The sequence below is a fragment of the Photobacterium indicum genome (genome assembly GCF_003026215.1).
GTDB lineage: Bacteria > Pseudomonadota > Gammaproteobacteria > Enterobacterales > Vibrionaceae > Photobacterium > Photobacterium indicum.
On sequence record NZ_PYOC01000002.1, the window covers coordinates 210,336 to 234,706 of the forward strand.

Below are 24,371 nucleotides of genomic sequence, written 5' to 3' on the forward strand. Positions count from 1 at the left end.
AAAGACTGAATAGCGATAAAGGAGAACACTAATGCGTATCTACCCTGCAAAGCCGGTAAAAGTCTATTTCTATGCTACGTGTTTAGTTGACATGTTTGATCCAGAAGCCGGTCTTGATGCCATTACATTATTAGAACAACAAGAGATCGAAGTGATCTTCATCGAAAAGCAAACTTGTTGCGGTCAACCGGCTTATAGCTCGGGTTACGATAAAGAAGCCAAACAAGTCGCGCAAAGCCAGATGGATCTCTTTACTGAAAACTGGCCTGTTGTCGTATTATCAGGCTCTTGTGGTGGCATGATGCATCATCACTACCGTCGTTTATTTAAAGACGATGAAAACCAAGCACACGTGGATGCTTTCTGTGATCGTGTATTTGAAATGACTGAATTTTTGGTTAACGTCTGTCGAGTAAAGCTCAACGATAAAGGAGAAAGCACGTCGGTTGTTATGCATACCTCATGCGCTGCTCGTCGTGAAATGAACGTGCACGTTACTGCAACTCAACTGCTTACTCAGCTCGATAATGTTGAAATTCGTGAGCAAGCCTATGAGAGTGAATGTTGTGGCTTTGGTGGTACTTTCGCAGTACGCCATCCTAATATAAGCCAAGCCATGGTCGAAGATAAAACTCGCCATTTATCAGATACCCAAGCCAGTGAATTTGTCAGTGCTGATTGGGGCTGTTTGCTCAATATTAACGGTGCGCTGGAATACCAAGGTAAACCTATGCATGGCCGTCACCTTGCGAGCTTTTTATTAGAGCGAACGGGAGGAAAATAAGATGAGCCAATCAAATAACGGTGTTCATATACAAGAACTGGCACCAGAACATTTTCATGACCAAGCTAAAGCGGCACTCGCCGATCCACAACTGCGTCAAAACTTTCGTGGCGCAATGGACTACTTGCAAGACAAACGCAAAACAGCTTTTTCTGATCCCGCAGAAGAAAAACACATTCGTGATTTATCTGAAGCGATTCGTCAACGTTGCCTTAGCAAACTGCCCGATTTACTTGAACAACTTGAAACCAATTGTACCAACAATGGCATTCAGGTGCATTGGGCTCAAGACGCTAAAGCAGCTAACGCAATTATTGCCGCTATCTCTCAACGCCATAATGCAAAAAGTATTGTGAAAGGCAAATCGATGGTGAGTGAAGAAATTGAACTCAACCATGAAATGGCAAAGCTAGGTATCGAGTGTTTAGAAAGTGATATGGGCGAATACATCGTTCAACTCGATGGCGATAAGCCCTCGCATATCATCATGCCCGCAATTCATAAAAACAAACAAGAAGTCAGTGATACGTTTGAGAAAAACCTCGATAACTTTACACCAACGCTCGATGTTGATGAACTGATCCAAACAGGTCGTAGTCGTTTACGTCAAAAGTTTCATGATGCTGATATTGGCTTATCTGGCGTTAACTTTGCAGTCGCAGAAACAGGGTCATTGTGCTTAGTAGAAAACGAAGGCAACGGGCGTATGTGTACGACAGTGCCGAATGTACATATCGCCATTACTGGTATCGAAAAGGTGGTGGAATTCTTAACCGATGTACCGCCTCTTTATAGCGCGTTAACTCGCTCAGCAACCGGACAAGCGATTACCACCTACTTCAATATGATCAGCTCACCCCGTCGTGATGGTGAATTAGATGGTCCTGAAGAAGTGCACCTTGTATTACTTGATAATGGCCGCTCGCAGGCGTTCCGCGATGAGGAAATGCGTAAAACACTGCAATGTATTCGTTGCGGTGCTTGCATGAACCACTGCCCTGTTTATACCCGTATTGGTGGGCACGCTTACGGCACCGTTTACCCAGGACCGATTGGTAAGATCATCTCACCCCATATGATGGGATTAGAAAAAACCAAAGATTTGATTACCGCATCAAGTTTATGTGGGGCATGTGGTGAAGTATGCCCAGTGCGGATCCCTATTCCTGAGATGCTACAACGCTTACGCAATGAAGCAAAAAACCCGCCAAAACCCGATATGCCAGCGATGAGAGGGCAAGAAGCCGCAGCCAGTAAAGCAGAATCTTTGGCAATGAAAGGGTTTGCATTTGCAGCATCACATCCGTCAATTTATCACATGGGTACATGGTCAGCCACCAAGATGAAAGCCTTAATGCCCAGTAACCTAGGGCCATGGACACAATGCCGAACAGCGCCTAAACCCGCCAGTAAAACCTTGCACCAATTAATCAAAGCTCGGAAACAGGGAGAAAAATCATGAGTACGTCAAGAAATGCGATTCTATCCCGTCTTCGTGACGCCAAGCCTGAAGCAAAAGCAATGGAAACCATCACCTATCAACCGTGGGTAAGCAACGATGCTCAACTCACAAGGCAACGTTTTATTGATGGTTTATCTGCCAGCCATGCTGAAATTATTTCAACAGATCGTGATGCATTAAATAACGTCATTAAAAACATCGTTGTAAGTAAGCAGTTTTCGCGCATCGCACTAGGCACCGCAGGTGAATTTCATTCCGATATAGTGAAAGCCACGCAATCATTAGAAACACCAGCAATAGAAACACAGCCATTAGAAACAATGACGTTTGATTGCGACATCAGTGATTTGAAGTCAGCGCTATTTAATGATGTCGATGCCGGTATTACCCATTGCCGGGCGGGTATTGCAGATACAGGTACATTAGTGTTGTGGCCAGACATTTCAGAACCAAGAACCCTTTCATTAGTCCCACCATGTCACATTGCCTTGATAAAACGCTCGACCATTGTTAGCAACTTTGCTGAACTCATAGTAACGCAAGCATGGCAGAACAATATGCCTACCAATATCGTCTTAGTTTCTGGTCCATCTAAAACCGCCGATATACAGCAAACACTGGCTTATGGTGCACATGGTCCAAGCCAGTTGGTAGTGATTTTGATTGAGGATATGTAATGGAATATAACTACCAACAACTGAAAAATATGTTGGCGACTCGTCTTGCTCAAGACAGAATTTTCACCGAAGAAGCCCAGCTTCTTGCATACGGTACAGATGCCAGCTTTTACCGTTTAATTCCGAAAATGGTCGTGCGCTTAAAAGACCTTGATGAAGTCATTTTCACCATTCAAGCTTGTGATCAACTCAATATTCCTTGTACATTTCGTGCAGCAGGCACTAGCTTATCTGGGCAGGCGGTATCAGACTCCGTGTTAATCACATTGACTGATGGTTGGCGTGAGCACCAAATTCACGACGACGGACATAAAATCACCCTACAGCCGGGCGTAATTGGTGCCGACGCAAACAAATACCTCGCGTCGTTCGGTCGTAAAATAGGGCCTGATCCCGCCTCTATCAATACCTGTAAAATTGGGGGCATCGCAGCAAACAATGCCAGTGGTATGTGCTGTGGTACTGCACAAAATTCTTACCGTACTGTTGATAGCATGAAGTTAGTATTTGCCGACGGTACGCTACTCGATACAGCCAGTGAAGAAAGTATTGTTGCTTTTGAACATAAACAGCCCGAATTGATATCGGGTATTAAAAACCTGTGCACCGATGTCAGAAATAATGTCGAGTTAGCCCAACGTATTCGCCATAAATATCGCCTAAAAAATACCACAGGCTATTCGCTCAATGCGTTAGTCGACTATTCCGACCCGATCGAAGTGATCAAGCATTTAATGATCGGATCCGAAGGCACATTAGGCTTCATTGCTGAGATCACCTATAACACAGTGATCGAACACCCGTACAAAGCCTCTGCATTGATCGTTTTTAACAGCATTGAAGAAGCTAGCCAAGCGGTTACCGCTTTAGCCAAAGATCCCGTATCAGCCGTCGAAATGATGGACGGTCGCGCGATACATTCAGTGGCAGACAAACCGGGTATGCCTGATTTTATTCAGCATTTGAATTTAGAAGCCGGTACGCTGTTAATTGAATCTCATGCCAGTAACCAAGCAACATTAAACCAACAGTGCAACGCCATCATGCAAACGATCGCGCAATTCAATGTGATTGAATCTATCGCTTTCACCACCGATGCCCACACCGTCGCAACCTTATGGGGCATTCGTAAAGGCATGTTCCCCGCCGTTGGTGCTGTGCGCGAAGTTGGCACTAGCGTTATTATTGAAGATGTCGCTTTTCCCGTTGAAAATTTGGCAGCAGGTGTACGTGATTTACAACAGCTCTTTGACCAATTCCATTACGGCGAAGCCATTATTTTTGGCCATGCACTTGAAGGCAACTTGCATTTTGTTTTCACTCAAGGTTTTGAATCACCCGATGAAATACAACGTTATGGTGATTTCATGGATGCCGTGGCTGAATTAGTTGCGGTCAAATATCAAGGATCATTAAAAGCAGAACACGGCACAGGGCGTAACATGGCACCGTATGTCGAGCTGGAATGGGGCAAAGATGGCTATGCCTTAATGCAGCAAATCAAAGCGTTGTTTGATCCCCGTGGCATATTAAACCCTGGAGTCATTATTAATGATGATCCTCAATCACACATTAAAAACCTGAAACCTATGCCTAAAGCTGACGATCTGATTGATCGTTGTATTGAGTGTGGTTTCTGTGAACCTGTATGCCCTTCTCGTACACTTACTTTATCGCCACGCCAACGTATTGTGCTATACCGCGAGATTCAACGTCGAGAAGCCGCTGGCGAAACAGCCAATTCAGCAGCATTGCGTGACATATTTGAATACCAAGGGCTAGACACCTGTGCTGCAACGGGTTTATGTGCTGATCGCTGCCCTGTCGGTATCAATACTGGTGATCTGGTGAAAAAATTGCGTACTGCCAAGTACCAGAAATTTACCCCAATTGCCCGCTGGACAGCAGATCATTTCACTGCAACGACCAAAATGGTGAATGTCGGGCTTAAAGCCAATGAACTCGCTCAGAAAGTACTGGGTGAAAAAACAGTTGGTAAAATGACCAACGGTATCCGTAATCTAACTGCTGGTAGAACACCTATTTGGATGCCGGAAATGCCAACCTCTAATCGCCACCAGCCCAAAAACATAAAAGCACACACCGGAGTCAATAAAAAGGTGGTGTATTTGCCTTCATGTGCCAGCCGCACTATGGGCCAACAAGCAGGTAATACTGATAGCCGACCACTCACTGAAGTAACCACATCACTGATCAAAAAAGCAGGCTTTGACATAATCATTCCTGAGCCTTTAGCCGACCAATGTTGTGGGATGCCTTACGATAGCAAAGGCATGACTGCACTGGCAGAACAGAAATCGCAACAATTAGAAGATGCACTATGGCAAGCGAGCGAGCAAGGAAAGTGGCCCGTGTTAATGGATACCAGCCCTTGTACTAAACGCAGTATTGAGCAATTTACGCAACCTATGGAAATCTTAGAACCCACAGGTTTTGTACTCAAATATTTACTCGACTATTTAACTATTTCACCCATTGAAGAAACGGTAATGTTACATGTTACTTGCAGTTCTCGACGAATGGGCTTAGAAAGCAGTATGCTTAAATTAGCCAATGCCTGTGCATCTGAAGTGGTTATTCCCGAACATATTCAATGCTGTGGATGGGCGGGTGATAAAGGCTTTACCACGCCAGAACTTAACGCTGCGGCTGTACACCCACTAAAAGAACAAGTGCCCAATAACTGTACGCGTGGATTCAGTAATAGCCGTACCTGTGAAATAGGATTATCACACCACAGTGGTATTCCCTATCAATCAATCTTGTATTTAGTCGATGAAGCGACATCTTAATATAAATAAAAGAACAAATTAAAAACGACATAAACCATTGCCACCTAGAGATACCATCATCCACTGTGGCAATGGTTTTGCTTTATTCTCTTTTATTCCACTCGCCATGTAGCACCAAAAAGCCGCCCTACATATTTGTAAAACACAGCTTCATAGCACTCCTGCATTACTAATTAATCAGCGATCTTTTTTGTACGTTTATCTGGCTTCGTCAGAATCGATTTCGCTGTAATGTTCTTTTCAGGTTCTTCATCTTCAAGCTCACTCTTCTTCGATTTCGGCAGCAACATATTCAAAACCACGGTCGCTAGTGTCCCAGTCGTGATTCCCGAATGAAACAGCATCTTAAGATCTTCAGGGAAGTGTTGCAGCAAATTAGGCTCCAAGGTGACTGCCATACCAGATGCCAAACCAACGCAAACCACCAGCGCATTACGACGTGAATCTGCCGCTTTCAGTAACATGCGAATACCGGCATACGCAATCATACCAAACATTACAAAGCCGACCCCGCCCAACACAGGTTTCGGTACAGTAACCGCCAATGCGGCGACTTTAGGGAACAAACCGCCAAGGATCAGCAACCCACCCGTGACGCCAACAACAAAACGGCTAGCAACGCCACTGATACCGACTATACCGACGTTCTGGCTAAAACTCGCGACTGGCATCGCGGTTAGCAATGCACCAAAGGTACTGCCTAAACCATCACCAAGTAGCCCCCGTTTTAGATCTTTCCCTGACACTTCCACATGACAATTACTGCCTAGTGCCATGAAGTCACCAGTTGCTTCTGCCACCACCACGATATAGACCAAGGTCATGCTAATAATGGCAGGCAGTGAGAATGTCATGCCGTATTTCAACGGTTCAGGCATCGCAAACCATGATGCGTCAGACAATTGTTGCAGGTCGACCATACCCATTGGTAGAGCGATGATATAACCCACTGCCAAGCCGACCACTATCGCCGATGCGGCTACTGCGCCTTTACAAAAAACGGAAACACCAATCACTACCGCCAATGAAACTGCGGCCAAAAAGATTTTGGGTAACGAGGCAAATTCAGGGCTTCCTGCTGGCGCATCACCAATCCAGCTCATGGCGACAGGCAAAATAGTCAAGCCAATCAGGGTCACCACGACACCACTCACCAAGGTAGGAAAGAGCTTTCGGATATATTCCATATAGAAACTGGCAATAATCACCATAAAGGAACCAACAAACGCTGCGCCGATAATACCGGACATACCTTGGTTCGTTCCGATCGCAATACACGTACCCAAGAACGCAAAACTGGACCCCATCACAACGGGTAAACGAATCCCAACCGGCCCAACACCGATACATTGCACGATGGTCGCAATACCAGATACAAACAACGATGCACTGATGAGCGTCACTATTTCATCCGGTGGTAACCCTATAGATCCACCCACGATCAGGGGTACCGCCACTATCCCGCCGATTGATGCCAACATGTGTTGTAGCGCGAGAAAGAAGGTCACTCCCTGGGGAGGCTTTTCGTTCAGCTTGTATAGTAACTTCATTGTTGTATCCTCAATGGTAAAACGCATCCGTGCCCCCCCAGAGCTTATGTATAGGCTACCTGCCTCTCACTCAACCGCAGGGGGAAACTCGTTATGAACGGTAGTTATTGAGCTTATAATGGCTATTGCTTATCCTTGTCGTGATTGCGCGCGATTACGGCTTTTACGGAACTCATGATCGGTTGGTACCCCGTACAACGGCATAAGTTGCCTTCCAGCGCGTCCATGATTTCGTCGTCAGATGGCGTGGGCTTTTTATCCAATAATGCTTTAGTACTCATCAACACACCCGGCGTACAAAATCCACATTGCACTCCTCCTTCTTCAATGAAAGACTGTTGCAGTTGATTGGCTAACGGATCTTCGGCCACGCCTTCAATCGTGGTGATTTCGGCACCATTACATTGTGCCGCCAAAACCATACAAGAACACACTGCTTCTTGGTTCATGATGACGGTACACGCCCCGCACTCACCAATTGAGCAGCCCTCTTTGGTGCCCGTGTGGCCTAAGTCATTACGAACTAAATCCAACAGACGGGTATTGCCGTCGATATCCAACAAATGAAGTTTGCCGTTCACCGTTAGACGAATACGCGTAGTTTCACGCTGATCAATCGCTGTCGCTTGTAATTCATTCATTGCGAAACCCCTTCTGCTTGCTCTGCACGAATCTCATTCATCAAATCACGGAACATATTGGTGAAGACTGGTTGTTTGTATTTCGCCGACCAACGCCCGCCAATCGCAGTATCAATTGCATCCATCAGCACCGCTTCTGCACGTATTAGCCGCTCTTCGTCGAGTGGATAGCCCAGTAATTCATCTTCAACCGCAGTTAAGCGTTGTGGCTTACTGAACAATGCCCCATCAACCAAGCGGCAAGTCGACACATATCCTTCTTCATCAAATGCCATCAAGCAGCTTAAGCTCAAACGGGTAATGTTGAGCGCATTGCGTCGCCCCAGTTGGCTATACTTCTGGATATAACCACAAGACCGGGATGATATTTGAGTAGGCAGCTTCGGTAAGATCACTTTGGTGAGCAGTTCGCCAGTCTGCAATTCTGTGCGATACCCTCCTGTGATGAACGCAGACAGCGGCATACGACGAGTGATGACGCCTTCGCTCGCACCCTCTGATAGGGAAGAGCTCGCCATACGAAGCTCAACTTCGGCGCCGTAGATCATCAGTGGAGGAACAGAATCAGCACACGGTGCCGCATTAACGATGTTACCGCCGACTGTAGCGCGATTGCGGATCTGGTGGGAACCAATGGTGTGGCAGGCAGTTGCCAATAACGGGAAGTTCTCCGCTATGGCCGGATGCTCTACCAAGCAATTAAAGTGCACACCACCACCGATAGTGACATGGGTATCGTCTTCGATAATTTCGCATAAGCCTTGCAAGTCAGCAATATTGACCAACTTACGCTCGCCACTTTGCATACGACCTTGCACCAACACATCGGTGCCGCCAGCAATCGCGGTGGCTTTACCATCTTGCAACAACGACAATGCTTGAGCGAGTGATGAGGGGTTTACCACCGAAAAGCCCGTTAAGCGATGGGTATGTTTCTTCTCTTCCGATTTGAGCATCTGCTCACTTTGACGCGCAGGTTTCTTGAGATTATAGCCCAACACCAATTGCTCAAGGGTCAGTGGTAATTGGCGCATACGTTTATTGAGTGCAAAACTGACTGCGTTATTGATTGCTGCCGCCGCAAGCTCCGTTGCGGGTTCACCAATGCTCTTGGCACCAAAAGGCCCACCCGTATCTGCATTTTCGACTGCCATAATGGTCATCGGTGGCATATCTTTGATGGTCGGCAAGAGGTAGCTATCAAAGTTTTCAGACTTTAGTTCACCATGCTCAATGTTGTAATCTTCCAGTACACCTAAACCAAAACCTTGTGCTATACCGCCAGCAACTTGACCTTCAAAGCCCACTTGGCTGATCACCTGCCCCACATCATGAACCGCTGTAATATCGAGCAATTCCAATTTGCCCGTGCTGGTATCGACCTTGAGATCGACGACTTGGCACGCATAGACCCAAGTAAAATACGGGCTGCCGCAGCCTTGTTCCTCATCCCAACTAATATCTGGTTGATCGAACCAGCCGTACGCAGCCAGATTCACACCAGCCCATTTCGCCTTGTTTGCCGCTTCAGCAAACGTGATATGCAAATGAGGTTGTTTGTTATTACTAATGACACCGTCTTTCCAAATCGTATCTTCTAGCTCTGCGACCTGAAGAGTTTCGGCAATCACCGAAAAAATACGGGCTTTGATGATGTCAGCGCCATTTTTGACGGCATTGCCGCCAGTGATCGTGGCGCGCGAGGCAACAGTTGGACCGCCGTCAGAAATCATAGACGTCGGTGGCTCTGTGAAATTCACAGCATCAACAGGCAGACCCAAGACTTCAGCCGTTATCAACGACATAGTGGTTTGCAATCCTTGACCGTTTTCACATACGCCTGTCGAGATATTCACACTACCATCGGTATTGACTGACACCAATGCAGATGAGGTATCGGCGCCTTCCGCTCCCATTGAACAACCTCGGTAGCTAATCGCTAAGCCAATACCATATTTGACCGTGTTATCGGACGCATTCAACGCCTTGTACTGTTCCACTTTACTGAGGTATTCTGCTTGCGTTGTTGCCTTTTCCATCACTTCCAGCGCAGACACCGCGTGGTTATCGAATTTCTGCCCTGTAATGCTATGGCCACCCTGTTTAATAGCGTTTATTTCACGGACAGCTATCGCACTGATGCCACAATGTTCTGCAATTTCATCCATCAAGGATTCATTGGCGAACACAATTTGTGGCGAGCCAAATCCACGCATCGCACCTGTGTATGTGTTGTTGGTGTACACACCTTGAATATCAACACGAACATTCTCGATGTCGTATGGACCTGCCGCCTGTACTACGGAACGCCAAGTCACAAACGGCGTGCATGCCGCATAAGCACCACTATCAGCCAGAATATCAACCTTCATGCCATGGATTTTTCCGTCACTATCAAAGCCAACTTTGTAGGTCATGTGATACGGGTGACGCTTGCTGCTCTCAGCCATGGAATGCTCACGGGTATAGGTGAACTTCACTGGGCGTTTCGTGAGCATGGCCATCAAACCTGCACGGCATGACAAATGATCTATGGTGTCATCTTTGCCGCCAAACGAACCGCCCATAACAGCTCGGCGCACATCGACTTTCGCTTGTGGTAGACCCACATACGACGACACAAAACCGCGAACACGGTGTGGGTTTTGAATTGACCCTGTCAGAATAAGATCAGAAGAGGTAGGATCGAGGTAAGCGGTAATAGATTCAGGCTCAATATACGCGTGTTCTTGGAAGCCAATTTGAAACGTTCGCTCAATCACGTGGCTCGATCGTGCAAACCCCGCTTCGTAATCACCACGCTGAGTATGATGTGTCGCCACCACATTCGAAGGCTTATCGGGATGAATACGACGCGCATCAGGTTTGAGCGCATCATGTACATCCGAAATCGGCGAATATGGCGTGTATTCCACTTTGATTTTATCTGCCGCCAGACACGCCGCTTCATAGGTTTCAGCAACCACCACAGCCACTACGTCGCCCATAAAGCAGACTTCATCTTTTACTATGGGGTAATAATCACGAATGATCACCCCAGCAGTAGGATCTCCCGGTATATCGTCAAAACGCGCGATACGTATTACACCTGCAATTTTCTCAGCGTCTTCTGTATCTATCTTATTGATTTTACCTGCCGGAATATCAGCGTAACGGCATACTCCATAAAGCATGCCAGGAATCTGAATATCATTACCGTAAATCGCCTTTCCCGTCACTTTAGCAAGTCCATCGACCCGAGGGGTGCGCTTGCCAAGCTGATTAAAGCTAGTCATTGAAATATCCTTCTCAATTGGGTTCTGACTCAACAAGGTATTCACAGCGGAATTGCATGTGAGATAGGGATACCCTGCAGGCCAACCCAGAGCGCAACAATCTTTGTTTACGATTATCCCTACCCGTCTTGCCTGGGCACTCTATCCATTAGAAGGAACAATAAAAGACTGAATCCACTACTCTGGGGCTAATCTGTTTACCCACGAAACGATGAAGACGCATGGGTTATCCAATTACCCCTTGTCGCCATACTTTCACCGAGATACTTCCATAAACACAGAAATGATAAACAGGTAATCTTGTTAAGCAGAAATTAGACCGACTTGGGGCAAGAGTAGAAAACAAGAAGGAGATATGTGATCTTGCAGGGGTTGATTCTTAATCAAAGATATTAGTTTAAGGATCAAACTAATCACATCTGTAAATTACAACTGCACACTTACGCAATGAGAGTGCGTAAATATCAGTTTGATAGTCATTTTTACTATCAAAACAATAAACAATATCAAAATGATAAAAGTGAACATTGAGGCTAAATTGACTAAAGGTAGGGTTAGTTGACAAGGACAAAGCTATCTATAAAGTTGCTCATCCACTGTGGGGATGAGCATTGGAAAACGTATTGTCTTTCGGCGGGAAACAATTTTAATATTCGAAAAGCAGCCTTCTAATGGCTGTACACCGCCATTATTTATTCTATCGCTTTTCTATACAGCTTGACCCATTTTCTTTGCCAAGTACTGGCTTGCCGTCATACCAAATAACAAACGATCATCGGTTGATTCTTCGGTATGAAAATACCCTGCTTGGTTACCTTCAAGTACATAACCTGACTTACGCAATACACCTGCAGACCCCACATTTTGGCTATAACAGTCTGCAGTAACCTTATGTGCATTAAGCTGTTCAAATGCGACTTTAGTTAAGTATTCACACGTCAATGTACCGATGCCTAAACCCCAAGCATGTTCGGGTAGCTGGAAGCCAACTTCAAAATTACCCGCTAACAGCATGACTTGCGTTAAACCCGCCATGCCCATGTATTGATGGTTCTTATCACGAATGATGATAGTTAGATGTTCTGGCCACTCACCGCTTGCTATCGCTTTTTCTGTATTTTCAATGATTGGCAAGAAGAACGCTTCATACAGCTCAACGGGGGCTGGTGCGAAAAATAAAAATTTAGTCACATTCGGGTTTTCAAGCATCACTCGAATATCGGTAAAATCTTCTTGGCGAATAAGTTGAATAGTAAATGTATTTGATAGGGGAACAGGTTTACCTTGTTTTAAATCTTCAAGTTGCAAAATGTTACTCTTCATTAATATAGATCCTGCATCAGAGCATAACCTCTAAAGCAAAATGGTGATTGAACAAAAGCGACAATGTGTGGTGTGGTCAGATAAATAGCGACTTATTCAAAATCACCATACACATCAATAATCAGATTACGTGTATTCAGGTATTTGTTTGGGGTATGTCCAATCGCTTGCTTTAACTGACGGATAAGATGTGGTTGATCACTAAAACCAAAGTACTGTGCGATATCAGCCCAATCAGGCTCTGTTATTCTCGTATCATTCTTGGGATCAGTTAAGTTCTTAAAGATATACATCAGAACGGCATCTAACCGCATCATCATTTCGTACTGCTTTATTGATACACCCGTTACACGCAAAAATGCCCTTTCAAGAGTTCTACGTGAACAAAACAGTTTAGTTTCGATCCCAACCGATGAATTATCAGCAAGTAGACTCAACGCATCACGCACCAATATACTGTGGCGATCTTCTTTTGCTAATTGAATAACTTGCGAAAACAGGTTATCCAATCGTTCAATCACATTATCAACGCTGTATTTGATCTGATCCGCCTGTTTATCAGAAGCATAGTCAGTATCAATGAGCTGACGTATATTGGCAAGAGTGAACGATGGATGCAACAGCGACAAATCAGAGGTAACCGTATTCTGTGTTTCACTTCCTTCAATACCAAATAACGCATACAGCGCACCTGCTTTAAACTTAATGCCAAGCCGAATAATACTGCCTTGGTCATTAATACTGATTGCTTTGCTGCATAGGTGAAGTAAATGGCTACCCTGCCCGACTAATTCCTGCTGTTCTTGGTGATAGGAATATTGCTGAGTCGGCAATGTAAAAATGAGGTTAGCATTCGGATTGGGAATTAATAGCGCGGGTTCATAACCACTATCGCTTTCACCAACCTCTAGCCACCAGTATCGATCTACGTAGTGTGAAACATCAATATTGCGTGGCTGGTGCATCCAAGTTTTCATGAGATCCAATCATTTAATAAACGTCGGATGAATATTCTCATAAATCCCCTTTGTACCCAAACTTCATAACCCTCTCAGGAAAACGAATATATGCATACATGACTAACTATAAGCATAGTTAGCCATGCATAGCACTAAACGATGAAAGCACCTATCTAGCCATAAACGGCATTAGGTAACCAAGTTGCAAGAGCTGGCCAATACGCTAACAAACCAAGTACGAACAATTGAATGCCAATAAACGGAATCACCCCCCGATAGATTTGTGGTGTTGAGACTGAATCAGGTGCAACCCCCCGAAGATAAAACAGTGAAAAGCCAAAGGGTGGTGTTAAGAATGATGTTTGGAGGTTTAACGCAATCATTATTCCCAACCAGATTGGATCTAGCCCCATAGTCAGCAGTATTGGTGCAACAATTGGAATCACAACAAACGTAATTTCAATAAAATCTAAAAAGAAGCCCAATAAAAACATGACAATCATAACTAACAGTACAGCGCCAAAGACACCACCGGGTAGATCAATCAGAAAATCTCTAACAAGATCATCACCACCAAAACCACGAAACACTAACGAAAATACCGATGCGCCAATTAATATCATGAACACCATCGCAGTCACTTCCGTCGTGCTTCGCATGACCTGTTGAAGAATATTGAAGGTGAAAGTACGTTTAAAGCACGACAGTATTATTGCCCCTACAGAGCCAACCGATGCAGCTTCTGTCGGTGTCGCAATACCCCCTAAAATTGAACCCAGTACTAATACGATCAATAAAATCGGCGGTATTAAAACGGTGAGCACTTGCATCCACAGTTCTTTGCTGACTTTACGTTCATCTTCAGGAATAGGGGGGACTTTTTCTGGCGAGATAATCGCAATGGCAATAATATAAAGTGCGTACAGACTCACAAGAATCAAACCTGGAATAAGCGCGCCAAAAAACAAATCACCCACGGTGACACTGTCTGGAGCGAAGATCCCCTGATCGAGCTGAGCTTGTTGATAAGAAGATGAAATCACATCCCCCAATAGCACCAATACAATCGACGGGGGAATAATTTGCCCTAACGTACCAGATGCACAAATGATCCCAGTAGAGATTTCAGGCGAGTAGCCCCGACGTAACATAGTCGGCAGCGACAGTAACCCCATGGTAACGACAGTTGCTCCGACGATACCGGTACTTGCGGCTAATAACATGCCGACTAAGGTGACGGATAAACCTAAACCCCCCGCCATACCACCAAATACTTGCCCCATGGTATCGAGTAATTCTTCAGCTATTTTAGATTTTTCTAGCATTACGCCCATGAACACAAATAGCGGAATCGCAATTAATAGCTCGTTCGATAATATGCCTTGAATTCGATTGGGTATGGCTTCAAGAAATACAGGATCAAATGTCTCTGTTACATAACCAATTGCGGCAAATAATAAAGCTGAACCTGCTAACGAAAACGCTACGGGATAGCCAAACAACAACACAATAAATACAACAACAAAAAGTAAAAGAGGAAGAAGCTCAATCATAATGCGTGCTCCTCGTCATGTTCATCAAGCGCTTTCACTGCATCTTCATAACCCGCAATGGTTAAAAGTGCCTTCATACTTTCTGCCAAGCCTTGCACAATCATTAATATAGGCATTAATAGAATCGTGGTTTTAAAAAGATAACGGGCATCAACTCCCCCAGCTTCTTGCGAACCTTCAAATATTTTCCACGACAAGGCGACATATTCCCAAGCAATGACAAAAATGAATAAGCAGGTCGGTAACAATAGAAAAAGAAAACCGAATAAATCAATCCACGCTTTCTTCTTATTCGACATAGGGCGATAGAATATGTCGACTCTGACATGCGCACCTTTGAGCAGTGCATAAGCAGCACCCAACATGATGACATAATTATGAAAATAGGTGATTAATTCCTGTAGAAAAACCGAACCCGTATTAAACACATAACGCATAACCACAACGACGAAGGTGATTAACACTATGGCTAAAACAAACCACGAAACAAACCGACCAGTAATATCACTGAAACGATTAAGACGCCGTATAAAACTGATAACAGCGGGAGATGGTGCGTCCATACACAATACTCATTACAACATACAAATTGATGGGGTAAGCCTTCTACCCCACCGTATTACGACTCTTTATTCAGGGTTTCTCGCATTCAAGTAAGCTTGCTCTGAAACAGCATGCCAATCGACCGCTTGATCACGGAAAGCAATATAAGAGGCATACACCTTCTTACTCATTTCATCTTTCTGAGCTTCTTCTGCGACGACTTCATCTGATAAGGTTTTCAGCTGGCTTAACACTTCTGCAGGGTAAGGTAATAACTTAACCTTGTGATCCGTAATCAGGCTTTGCAACGCGGCATTATTTCGTGCGGTGTATTCAGCCAACATGTTCGAGTTAGCCACTTTTGTCGCGTTTAATACAATCGCTTGTAAGTCTTTAGGTAGCTTATCGAAGGCTTTTTTATTGATCAGCGCTTCAAGTGTTGTACCTGGCTCATGCCAACCTGGGTAATAGTAATATTTCGCGGCTTTATAAAGACCAAATGCCATATCGTTGTACGGGCCTACCCATTCAGTGGCATCAATCGCACCCGACTGAAGCGCTGGGAATATTTCACCACCCGGTAACAATACAGGCGTGCCTCCTGCACGTTTTAATACCTCGCCACCAAGACCTGGGATTCGCATTTTCAAGCCTTTAAGATCACCAAGGGTTTTGATTTCTTTATTAAACCACCCCCCCATTTGCACACCTGTATTACCACCAGGCATCGGAATAATCCCAAACGGTGCATAGGCTTCTTGCCACAGTTCTAAACCACCACCACTATAAATCCAACCGTTCATCTCTTGCGCGGTTAAGCCAAAAGGCACAGCCGCAAAAAACTGACCTGCAGGTACTTTTCCTTTCCAATAATACCCTGCACCATGCCCCATTTCAGCAGTACCACGCGACACTGCATCAAAAACTTCAAGTGCACCGACAAGCTCTTTTGCACCGTATACTTTGACTTGAATACGGCCATTACTCATTTCATTAATTTGGTTGGCTAAATCATTTGCACCTGTACCTAAACCAGGGAAATTCTTAGGCCATGTGGTCACCATTTTCCACTTATATTCAGCGCTTGCTGCCTGCACAATAAGTGGGGTAAAAAGCACACTGGCGACTGTTGTAATCAGTGCTAACTTTTTTATTACTTCTTTCAACTGCATCCTGCTCTCCTTGTTGTTAGCGCCCATATAGATCACTATTAGGTTACAAATTTGTTAATACAACTGTAGACATAACTGACACTTATAAAAATTTAATTGGTCTATGTTTGAAGCTGATCAAACATTCATTTGCTCTATATGAATAAAAGTTCACTTGAAATTGGATGAAAAAACACCCCAATCCTTCCGCTAAGTTAGCATTAGGTATTGAGGTGGTATGCAAATGCACAATGATTAGGAAGCGGTTTAACTTATAGCCACATAACCTATGTATATAAGGTTCAAGTAACGCTCTGCGTCTGAGGTGATTTCATGGTGATCAACCACTGCTCAATGGCTTTAGGAGACATAACATTGGGATCGCCTAAATCAGAGTCTTGAGCATTGATCAGTTCAGGTGGCACACAATTAATAATCAACTCGAGATCTTCATGAGATAAAATTTCTCGTTCAAATACATCTGCCATCTCTGTACTGTGCGCTGCATGTCTTGCGCGAACCGCCTTCACTAAACCATCAAGCAGGGTATACCACGTCGTCATTGGCCCTTGCACAATAGAAGCGGATTCGGCAGCAGAATCAATGAAAGCAAAAGGTACTGTTGTTATAGGCTGATTCATCTCCATCGCTGCAAGAATCCAATCGGTATCAAATGAGAAATCATACACTGTCGGTGTTTTGACAATTTTTCTTAAAGCTACATTACCGTATAATTTAAAAGCGGCTTGAGTGTCTTTAATACCTTTAGTAAAAATTTCTTGCCCTATCATTCGCTGTATATGACGTAGTGTTTTTATACCCACACCCCAGCGTTCTTCCTGCTTGACCAAAATTGAATCTGGGTGCTTACGATTACCCAATACAACTTGATAATCATTTTTGATATAAGGCTCGACCAGCAAACCCAACTGCCCTAAGTGAACAGAGTTATCTGCATCGGTATACACAACACAATCGACATTATCTTTTAAGGCAACCTCACAACCATAAATAATCGCACCACCTTTACGCGAATCATCAGCATGATGAAGATTCTGCAAAGGGCCAGATTCAGTGGGAATCGCATTTTGAAGCGCTAGCACGGTCACTTTATTCTTATCTGCATGGGAGGCCAGTATGTTCTTCGCTATTCCTCCGCTATTATGCGGACACCCATCATCAACGGGGTATAAATGCCAATCAACCGATGTACCTTTTGTTATCCAATTTAGCTGATTTATTTTTGTTCGCAGGGAATCTTCACCGTGAGGGTTAGTAACACTCTTTACATTTAATCTATTATGTTCCCCCCACATGGCAAATACGACGCCAATCGTTAGTGGTTTGTTCAGTGATAATAAATAACGACGAGACTCTACCAATTTAATAGCAAGGCGAAATTCTAGAGGGCGCCTTACCTCTTTGATCATATTTTTATAAAATTCAGTTGATACTTCAGTAAGGCAATATAATTTATTTGCAAGAATCAGTAATTTTTTTTTGATGTACTTCTTCTGGACGAAGTACATCGTAATGGCGAGGGTCTCGCCCATCAAATAACAGATCGATACCATTTATTGTGGCAACATCGTACGGGTCTAATCGCATCGATTTTTCTGGCACAATATGCCAATCTACATACCCGTAAGATGTATATTCTTCGACGCCTAGTCGACCTTCTTTGTAACGAAATATCTGCCCATCATTAATTGCCCCACCATATAGTTCCCCATCTTGGCTGACTAGCTCACAAAAATTCCAACGTAAAACAGCTTTATCAACGTATTCTGAAAATTCTGGATTACGCTGCTTAATAATGGCTAGAACGATTAATAACCGTCCAACATCAATCGATGACCAACCAATATCACTAGGTTGATTGCCATAATCTACTTTTTGACCAGTATTTGTGCTGTAAACCTTATTGGGAACCCCAGTCGGCCCGAGGTTCATTTTGGCAAGAAAACTAATGGCTAACGATAGGCGTTCATCATGTTCTTTACTTGTAATAAATTCAAATTCACGCGCAGCAGTTAAAGCCAGTAAATAATCAGCCAGACCTGCCATGTTAGTTGTCGGGTAATTATCGATAGTATTCACTAACCCGGTACTAAGCTGCGTATTATTTTCAACATATTTCCACGCTACCCTAGCCCATTCAATTTCAAGTTCTGTAAGCTCGCCAAAGCGCCCCTGACGAATCACTTGCGACTCGTTAATAGAGGAAACTCCATCTTGCACACCTTTATACACCACCCCACAAGCAGATAATGATAAAGCTAGACTAACGGCAACAGCTACTTTCAACATCGACATCCCTTTCAAACAACCACAACTACGGGCGTGCTGTTGGCTTACGAGGTAAGCATTGGCCTTCGTAACCAAACGGGGTTTCTAATGCTTTATCCCATAAACTTGGAGCAATATTATCTTTATAAGTCAGTAATTTCCCTTGCTGTTTACACAAGAGTATTTCCATCGTTATACCGTTATTATTCGATGTGAATGTGTTTATTAAAGGCTCTGTTGTATTTCTGTGTTGTTAAACTATATTCACAGTAACGACTAAGTTCACTCTTGAGGCGCTTTGTCATGAAAAACATAGCACTGGACTCAATTTTACAGTTAATCCTCTCCTTAAATTACGTTGACACCAAGCGTCTTAATTCTTCAGTAAAACAAAAGCTAGATTCAGATATAGTCGGCAAGGTTATCGCTGAACGAGAAGATATAGTTTCCGAATGCCCTCACTGTCATTCACCAGAGTTTGTAAAGCACGGTGTAACTGCAAAAGGTATTCAGCGATACCGTTGCAAAGAATGTAAAAAGACATTTTGTTCTCTGACCAAAACACCGCTATATAAGATGCGAAAGCAAGATAAGTGGCTTAGTTACGTATCTATGATGTGGGATGGAATAACACTGAGAAAAATCGCCAAAACCTTGAATATTAGCCTGAGAACAGCCTTTTTCTGGCGACACTGATTCCTGCAAATGCCCGACAAGAATCAGCCTTCGAGCTTTACGGGCATTATCGAAGCTGACGAAGCCTTCTTACCTGAACCCTTTAAAGGAAAAAGGAAAATGCCTCGCGCATCCCGTAAAAGAGGTGGTGGTAAAGTTCCTTTAGTGCCAGTGTTGATTTCATATCAACGTGGCGATAAATTTACGTATAAGGTGATGGATAGAAACACGAAAGAGAACATATCCAGAGCAATAACACCCTTATTGTCAGAGGGTTGCTGTCTTTGCACAGATGGCAATTTATCCTACAAGAGTATCGTTGAAAAACTAGATATTAACCTCGATCACAAGCGCATCATTGCTTCTGATGGTCGCATCGTTGAAGGGATATACCACATTCAACACGTCAATGGGTTTATTAGTTTGTGGAAAGAATGGCTAGACCGTTTCCGTGGGGTCGGAACGGTCTATGTTAAACACTATCTAGCTTGGTATATCTGGATGAGAGATAAAAGCTATGGTGAGGAAAATCTTTGGCTAAAGGAGGCCACAGGTCAATTAACGCCATTTGAATGAATGCTTCAAACACGAAAATGGACAAACCCAGCTTAACTAGTTTGCACTCTAATTCAGTCCAAACTAGTTAAGCTATTCCCTATCACTTCATAACGATTTCACGTTACCTATAACGTATGGGCTGGCAGTCATGACTTTACCTGCTGATCTAACCATTAACTTCGTGGTAAGAGTCATTTGCTGCGTCCAGATAGCCCTTTATCCAATTGATAATGCATTCTTTATCATTATATGGACAATGCTCTATTGTTTCTTGTGATAAATACGCTCTATATCCTTGGTTCCAAAGTTTATCAATATTCATAACAAATCCTCCGTGATAAATTCCAATAAGACAAGGCAAGTTACGTTCCAGCTTTATGTCTTTGTTTTTAATCAGGAATTGGTGTGTCGTTTGCAGATTGCGTTGAATTTTGAGAGCTGGTAGCAGGAAGTTCTCGAAAATAAATTTCAAATGGAAAAGCTAATAGGTTAGTAATTCTTTATCTTTTTGTCAGTTCTGGTTGGTCTATTCGGTAAACTTGATTAAATTTTGACAACACAGAAGTACAACAGAGCCGTATAGATACATAGCTCAGCTCTACCCCCGTCAGCTTTTTTTGGGTAGGTAATAAACGACGAACAAGCTCACCTGCAGACTCTAAATCTTTCTTAATAGTCGCATAAGCACCATCAAGCTCATCATTTTTTTCTGTTATTTGATTATGCAACGCTAGCGTTCTGAACCCTGCTCGAATACGTGCATCAAGTTCATCGACATGGGTATCTTTTACAACAAAATCATCAGCCCCTGCATTAATACCATTGATTATCGAAGCCTGATCATCTTTACCTGATAACAAAACGAAAAAAATATACCGAGAGTAATCACCTGATTTTAAACGTGCGCACAATTCTATGCCGTCCATTTCAGGCATCATCCAATCACTGAGTACAAACTGTATATGAGCATTGACTTTCAACACTTCCAAAGCTTGCAAACCATCACTTGCTGTAATGACATTGAAACCACGCTTTGTCAGCATTTTTCCATAAACATAAGCATTGTTCGATTGTCATCAACCAATAAAATGTCTCTCATAAATGTCGTACCTTCTTTTCATTCTTACTCTGCATGAAAAACGACTGCATTAGCTAAGATTAAATTCAACTTATAAGAAATACATAGCATATATAACAGAGTCTAAGCCCGCTGAATCTGACTTAATTTGGAAAGGCGTATCCAGCTCTTTTGATTTGCCATTTGAAGAATGGGACAACGATGATGAAGAACGTACATGGCTACACGGTTTAAGTGGTAATTTGAATTTTTAGGTAATAATACCGACCTGCTACAAATTAATTATTGGACAAACGATGATAATTACACCAATGATCATGCAAGGATCATCTTCTTGGATTTTGATGCTTCTGAAGATTTTCACCGTTATGGGATTAAATGGACTAAACATGCTATTCAATGGTTTATTGATGGAAAACTTGTATTCAAAGTTAAAAATACATCATCAGATCCCATTCCAAAGAGTAGCGATAGCCCACTGCGCATAATGGCAAATATATGGGCAACAGACAGTGAAATATCGGGATGGGCTGGCGAGTTTGAGCAGAGCAGTGTGCCCATCACCGCTGAATATCGCAATATTCGTTACATTAAAGGCGGCAGATGTAACCTTAAAGGCTAAACAGATAGCCTTTATAGTTGGACTGTTCTTTCATAACCACGGCTTGTCTTACTTCGTACGGTGTATTGCCGCTAATAAAAAATCAACAAAGGCGCGTGTTTTTAACGGCAATGCTTTGTGCTTATATAAAAGATGTACAGGCATTGGTTTTGGTGTATCGCTACTTAGAATTTCAACTAATTGCCCACTACTGAGTTCATCATTTAGCAGTAAACGGGGTTGAAGTAAGATACCCGCACCTTTTAAAGCTGCCACCTTCAATGCTTGCCCGCTGTTAGATATAAGCCGTGTATGCTGCTTATCAAACGCTAACGTGTCTAGTCGCAAGGCAAGGTTGGCGTGAACGTCTCCATAGCTAAAGCCTAAACACTGGTGCCTTAACAACTCATCGAGTGATGTTGGGGTTCCACATTCCGATAAATAGCCTGCTGATGCGCAAAACACCATTTCATACCGTGCTATTTCACGAGCAATTAATGATGAGCTCGCCAGTTCACCAATGCGAATCACAAGATCAAAAGGATCATGTAATGGGTCAATCAAACTATTGTCTAATGTAAAATCGATATTAATTTCAGGATAGTCTTGTAGAAAATCAGCAACGATTGGTGCCAAAACAATATTGCCAAACGTAACTGGCGAATTAATACGTACCGTGCCTTTTGGCTTGTTTTTCAGTGTTTGTAAGCTGTTCTCGGCCTCTGCGATATCATCTAATATTCGCTTACATTCCAAGTAGTAAATCTGCCCAGCTTCCGTTAAAGATTGCTTGCGAGTCGTTCGGTTTAATAGCTTAGTACCAAGGTGTACTTCCAGAAACTTGATGTGTTTACCTATCATGGTTGGGGTAACAGAGCAGTCAGCAGCAGCCCCTGAAAAACTGCCGTGTTGAACAACAGAAACAAATGCTTGCATACTTTTCAACCGATCCACATTAACAACCTATAGTTTATAAATAACAAACCAAATGATGGTTTATCAACTATAGAGAGTCAATTAAATTAACCCTCTTACTTTTTATATCACTCTTTTTTGTGCCGTATTTTTCGCACTGCTCATTTTTCACAGTGATACTTTTTACATATTGCTACTTTTGATAGATTTGGAAAACATTATGTTTAAGCAAGGCTTGTTCATTACTGCAGAACTACGCATTAAACCCGAGAGCGACCTCAATGTTGCTATCGCGGCTATTCAAGATTTTTGTGACGGTATGAACAGCGAAGAAGGATGCTCAATGGCAATTCCCCTTCAAGATAAGAAAGACCCCCGTCGATTTATCTTTTGGGAGCGCTATGACAACCAAGAAGCTTTTGAGACACACTTTCATGCAGAGCACACCCAGCGTTTTATTCAGGCAGGGCTAACCGATCTCGTCCAAGCATTTGAAACCCAACTACTTACCGCGGACATAAAATAATGGAAAAGACACTTAATTGGGGCATTCTCGGCACAAGCTTTATTTCTGGTGTAATGGCAGATGCAATTGTAGAAGAAGGCAATACAACGCTGTATTCTGTCGCTGGACGTTCGCAAGCACCTTTAGCTTCCTTTGCAGAAAAGTACGGCATTACGCATATATACAATGATTACGATGCCCTGATTAACGACGATAATGTTGATATTATTTATATCGCCCTGCCCAACCACCTGCATCATGACTTTATAATTAAAGCGGCCAATGCGGGTAAAGCGATTCTTTGTGAGAAATCACTCTCTGTTGATATGGCTAAAACCGACGAAGCATTAGCAGCAGTCGCGAAAAATAATGTTTTCTTTGCTGAAGGTTTAATGTACCTCACGCACCCACTTGCAAAAAAAATCAGTGACGTGATTAATAGTGATGTCATTGGCGATATTCGCTCAATCAACGGTCAATATTGTGCCTCTATCGCCCAGTTCGTTAACCCTGACAGCAAAGGTGCACTGTATAATTTAGGTTGCTACCCTGTATCGCTTGCCCATTTGATCATGCAGCAAGCGTTTGGCGATACTATTTTTGATAACTATACGGTTACGGCATCAGGGCGACGTGGTGAAGACAGTAATATTTGTGAATCGGCGGCAACTATTCAATTTGCAAACGGAACACTTTGTCAACTTCATACCGCTGAAGATTATGGCTTGCATGCTGAATTTACAGTACTTGGCAGTAAAGGCAGTTTACAGCTAATCTCTAACCCTTGGTTGCCAGAAGCAGAGGGCAATCAACTTGTGATCACCACTTACGAGCAACAAGGTGAAACAATTACCGTACCCGCACAAGGAAATGGGTTCTTGTACCAAGTACAACTGATTCGTGAAGCTTTAGAAAAGGAACAGTTGTCGCTTCAACGTCCAGCGGCAACACCGAAAGATTCACGCCAGATAATGAAACTGCTTACAGATTGGGAAAACGCAACCAAGACCCAATAAATG

At 43.4% G+C, this 24,371-nt stretch carries 22 protein-coding genes and 1 pseudogene; 9 read left to right on the plus strand and 14 right to left on the minus strand.

What is annotated here, in order from left to right:
- The first annotated feature begins 31 nt into the window (after window positions 1–31).
- From C9J47_RS06815 to C9J47_RS06830, 4 genes are read left to right on the plus strand one after another with little or no spacing between them, the layout of a single operon-like run.
- Entirely contained in the window at window positions 32–784 is a 753-nt protein-coding gene (locus C9J47_RS06815; protein WP_107252849.1) for a (Fe-S)-binding protein, read from the plus strand.
- Window position 785: 1 nt separating this feature from the next.
- A complete protein-coding gene (locus C9J47_RS06820; protein ID WP_107252850.1) occupies window positions 786–2,246 on the plus strand; it encodes a LutB/LldF family L-lactate oxidation iron-sulfur protein in 1,461 nt (486 codons plus the stop codon).
- On the plus strand, window positions 2,243–2,923 hold the full coding sequence (locus tag C9J47_RS06825) for a LutC/YkgG family protein (RefSeq protein WP_107252851.1): 681 nt from the start codon (window positions 2,243–2,245) through the stop codon (window positions 2,921–2,923). The genes C9J47_RS06820 and C9J47_RS06825 overlap by 4 nt, the downstream gene beginning before the upstream one ends.
- Window positions 2,923–5,736: an FAD-binding and (Fe-S)-binding domain-containing protein gene (locus C9J47_RS06830; protein ID WP_107252852.1), complete on the plus strand. Its 2,814-nt coding sequence runs from the start codon at window positions 2,923–2,925 to the stop codon at window positions 5,734–5,736. The genes C9J47_RS06825 and C9J47_RS06830 overlap by 1 nt, the downstream gene beginning before the upstream one ends.
- Before the next feature lie 173 nt (window positions 5,737–5,909).
- Here C9J47_RS06830 and C9J47_RS06835 read toward each other — a convergent pair whose 3' ends face one another.
- The 11 genes and pseudogenes from C9J47_RS06835 to C9J47_RS06885 form a co-directional block, all read right to left on the minus strand.
- Window positions 5,910–7,286 (minus strand): nucleobase:cation symporter-2 family protein, encoded by a 1,377-nt coding sequence (locus C9J47_RS06835; RefSeq protein ID WP_107252853.1) that lies wholly within the window; start codon window positions 7,284–7,286, stop codon window positions 5,910–5,912.
- A 122-nt stretch (window positions 7,287–7,408) separates the two neighbouring features.
- Window positions 7,409–7,927: a (2Fe-2S)-binding protein gene (locus tag C9J47_RS06840; RefSeq protein WP_107252854.1), complete on the minus strand. Its 519-nt coding sequence runs from the start codon at window positions 7,925–7,927 to the stop codon at window positions 7,409–7,411.
- Window positions 7,924–11,202: a molybdopterin cofactor-binding domain-containing protein gene (locus C9J47_RS06845; RefSeq protein WP_107252855.1), complete on the minus strand. Its 3,279-nt coding sequence runs from the start codon at window positions 11,200–11,202 to the stop codon at window positions 7,924–7,926. The genes C9J47_RS06840 and C9J47_RS06845 overlap by 4 nt, the downstream gene beginning before the upstream one ends.
- Before the next feature lie 708 nt (window positions 11,203–11,910).
- On the minus strand, window positions 11,911–12,525 hold the full coding sequence (locus tag C9J47_RS06850; protein WP_107252856.1) for a GNAT family N-acetyltransferase: 615 nt from the start codon (window positions 12,523–12,525) through the stop codon (window positions 11,911–11,913).
- Between the two features lie 92 nt (window positions 12,526–12,617).
- The gene (locus C9J47_RS06855) at window positions 12,618–13,502 is read right to left on the minus strand and encodes a helix-turn-helix domain-containing protein (RefSeq protein ID WP_107252857.1); all 885 of its coding nucleotides are present in this window, start codon (window positions 13,500–13,502) and stop codon (window positions 12,618–12,620) included.
- A gap of 155 nt (window positions 13,503–13,657) precedes the next feature.
- Complete coding sequence (locus C9J47_RS06860; protein ID WP_107252858.1) at window positions 13,658–15,037, minus strand: TRAP transporter large permease; 1,380 nt, start codon at window positions 15,035–15,037, stop codon at window positions 13,658–13,660.
- Window positions 15,034–15,600, minus strand: a complete 567-nt coding sequence (locus C9J47_RS06865; protein WP_107252859.1) for a TRAP transporter small permease subunit — start codon at window positions 15,598–15,600, stop codon at window positions 15,034–15,036. The genes C9J47_RS06860 and C9J47_RS06865 overlap by 4 nt, the downstream gene beginning before the upstream one ends.
- 66 nt (window positions 15,601–15,666) lie before the next feature.
- The gene (locus tag C9J47_RS06870; protein WP_107252860.1) at window positions 15,667–16,752 is read right to left on the minus strand and encodes a TRAP transporter substrate-binding protein; all 1,086 of its coding nucleotides are present in this window, start codon (window positions 16,750–16,752) and stop codon (window positions 15,667–15,669) included.
- A gap of 281 nt (window positions 16,753–17,033) precedes the next feature.
- Window positions 17,034–18,161 carry a glycosyltransferase gene (locus C9J47_RS06875; protein ID WP_245903350.1) on the minus strand — a complete coding sequence of 376 codons (1,128 nt, stop codon included), beginning with the start codon at window positions 18,159–18,161 and terminating at the stop codon, window positions 17,034–17,036.
- Window positions 18,162–18,204: 43 nt separating this feature from the next.
- Window positions 18,205–19,041: a DUF3131 domain-containing protein gene (locus C9J47_RS06880; RefSeq protein WP_245903351.1), complete on the minus strand. Its 837-nt coding sequence runs from the start codon at window positions 19,039–19,041 to the stop codon at window positions 18,205–18,207.
- 25 nt (window positions 19,042–19,066) lie between these two features.
- Window positions 19,067–19,246 (minus strand): annotated as a pseudogene (locus C9J47_RS06885) (DUF3131 domain-containing protein); the annotation flags it as partial.
- Between the two features lie 77 nt (window positions 19,247–19,323).
- Between C9J47_RS06885 and C9J47_RS06890 the strand changes: the two are divergent.
- Window positions 19,324–19,716 (plus strand): transposase-like zinc-binding domain-containing protein, encoded by a 393-nt coding sequence (locus C9J47_RS06890; RefSeq protein WP_107252862.1) that lies wholly within the window; start codon window positions 19,324–19,326, stop codon window positions 19,714–19,716.
- A gap of 9 nt (window positions 19,717–19,725) precedes the next feature.
- The gene (locus tag C9J47_RS06895) at window positions 19,726–20,271 is read left to right on the plus strand and encodes an IS1595 family transposase (protein WP_107252863.1); all 546 of its coding nucleotides are present in this window, start codon (window positions 19,726–19,728) and stop codon (window positions 20,269–20,271) included.
- Window positions 20,272–20,419: 148 nt separating this feature from the next.
- Here the strand turns inward: C9J47_RS06895 and C9J47_RS27020 are convergent, their stop codons facing one another.
- Both C9J47_RS27020 and C9J47_RS06905 read right to left on the minus strand, forming a co-directional pair.
- On the minus strand, window positions 20,420–20,575 hold the full coding sequence (locus C9J47_RS27020; RefSeq protein ID WP_170107470.1) for a ribosome modulation factor: 156 nt from the start codon (window positions 20,573–20,575) through the stop codon (window positions 20,420–20,422).
- A gap of 178 nt (window positions 20,576–20,753) precedes the next feature.
- Complete coding sequence (locus C9J47_RS06905) at window positions 20,754–21,296, minus strand: response regulator (protein WP_425440594.1); 543 nt, start codon at window positions 21,294–21,296, stop codon at window positions 20,754–20,756.
- 312 nt (window positions 21,297–21,608) lie between these two features.
- On the opposite strand from C9J47_RS06905, the gene C9J47_RS06910 reads away from it, so the two are divergent.
- Window positions 21,609–21,953 carry a family 16 glycosylhydrolase gene (locus C9J47_RS06910; protein ID WP_245903403.1) on the plus strand — a complete coding sequence of 115 codons (345 nt, stop codon included), beginning with the start codon at window positions 21,609–21,611 and terminating at the stop codon, window positions 21,951–21,953.
- 48 nt (window positions 21,954–22,001) lie between these two features.
- On the opposite strand, the gene C9J47_RS06915 is transcribed toward C9J47_RS06910, so the two are convergent.
- Complete coding sequence (locus C9J47_RS06915) at window positions 22,002–22,886, minus strand: LysR family transcriptional regulator (RefSeq protein ID WP_245903354.1); 885 nt, start codon at window positions 22,884–22,886, stop codon at window positions 22,002–22,004.
- A 181-nt stretch (window positions 22,887–23,067) separates the two neighbouring features.
- Between C9J47_RS06915 and C9J47_RS06920 the strand changes: the two genes are divergently transcribed.
- Both C9J47_RS06920 and C9J47_RS06925 read left to right on the plus strand, forming a co-directional pair.
- Window positions 23,068–23,373 (plus strand): putative quinol monooxygenase, encoded by a 306-nt coding sequence (locus C9J47_RS06920; protein ID WP_107252867.1) that lies wholly within the window; start codon window positions 23,068–23,070, stop codon window positions 23,371–23,373.
- Window positions 23,373–24,368 (plus strand): Gfo/Idh/MocA family protein, encoded by a 996-nt coding sequence (locus C9J47_RS06925; RefSeq protein WP_107252868.1) that lies wholly within the window; start codon window positions 23,373–23,375, stop codon window positions 24,366–24,368. Before C9J47_RS06920 ends, C9J47_RS06925 begins: the two co-directional genes overlap by 1 nt.
- Window positions 24,369–24,371: the final 3 nt, after the last annotated feature.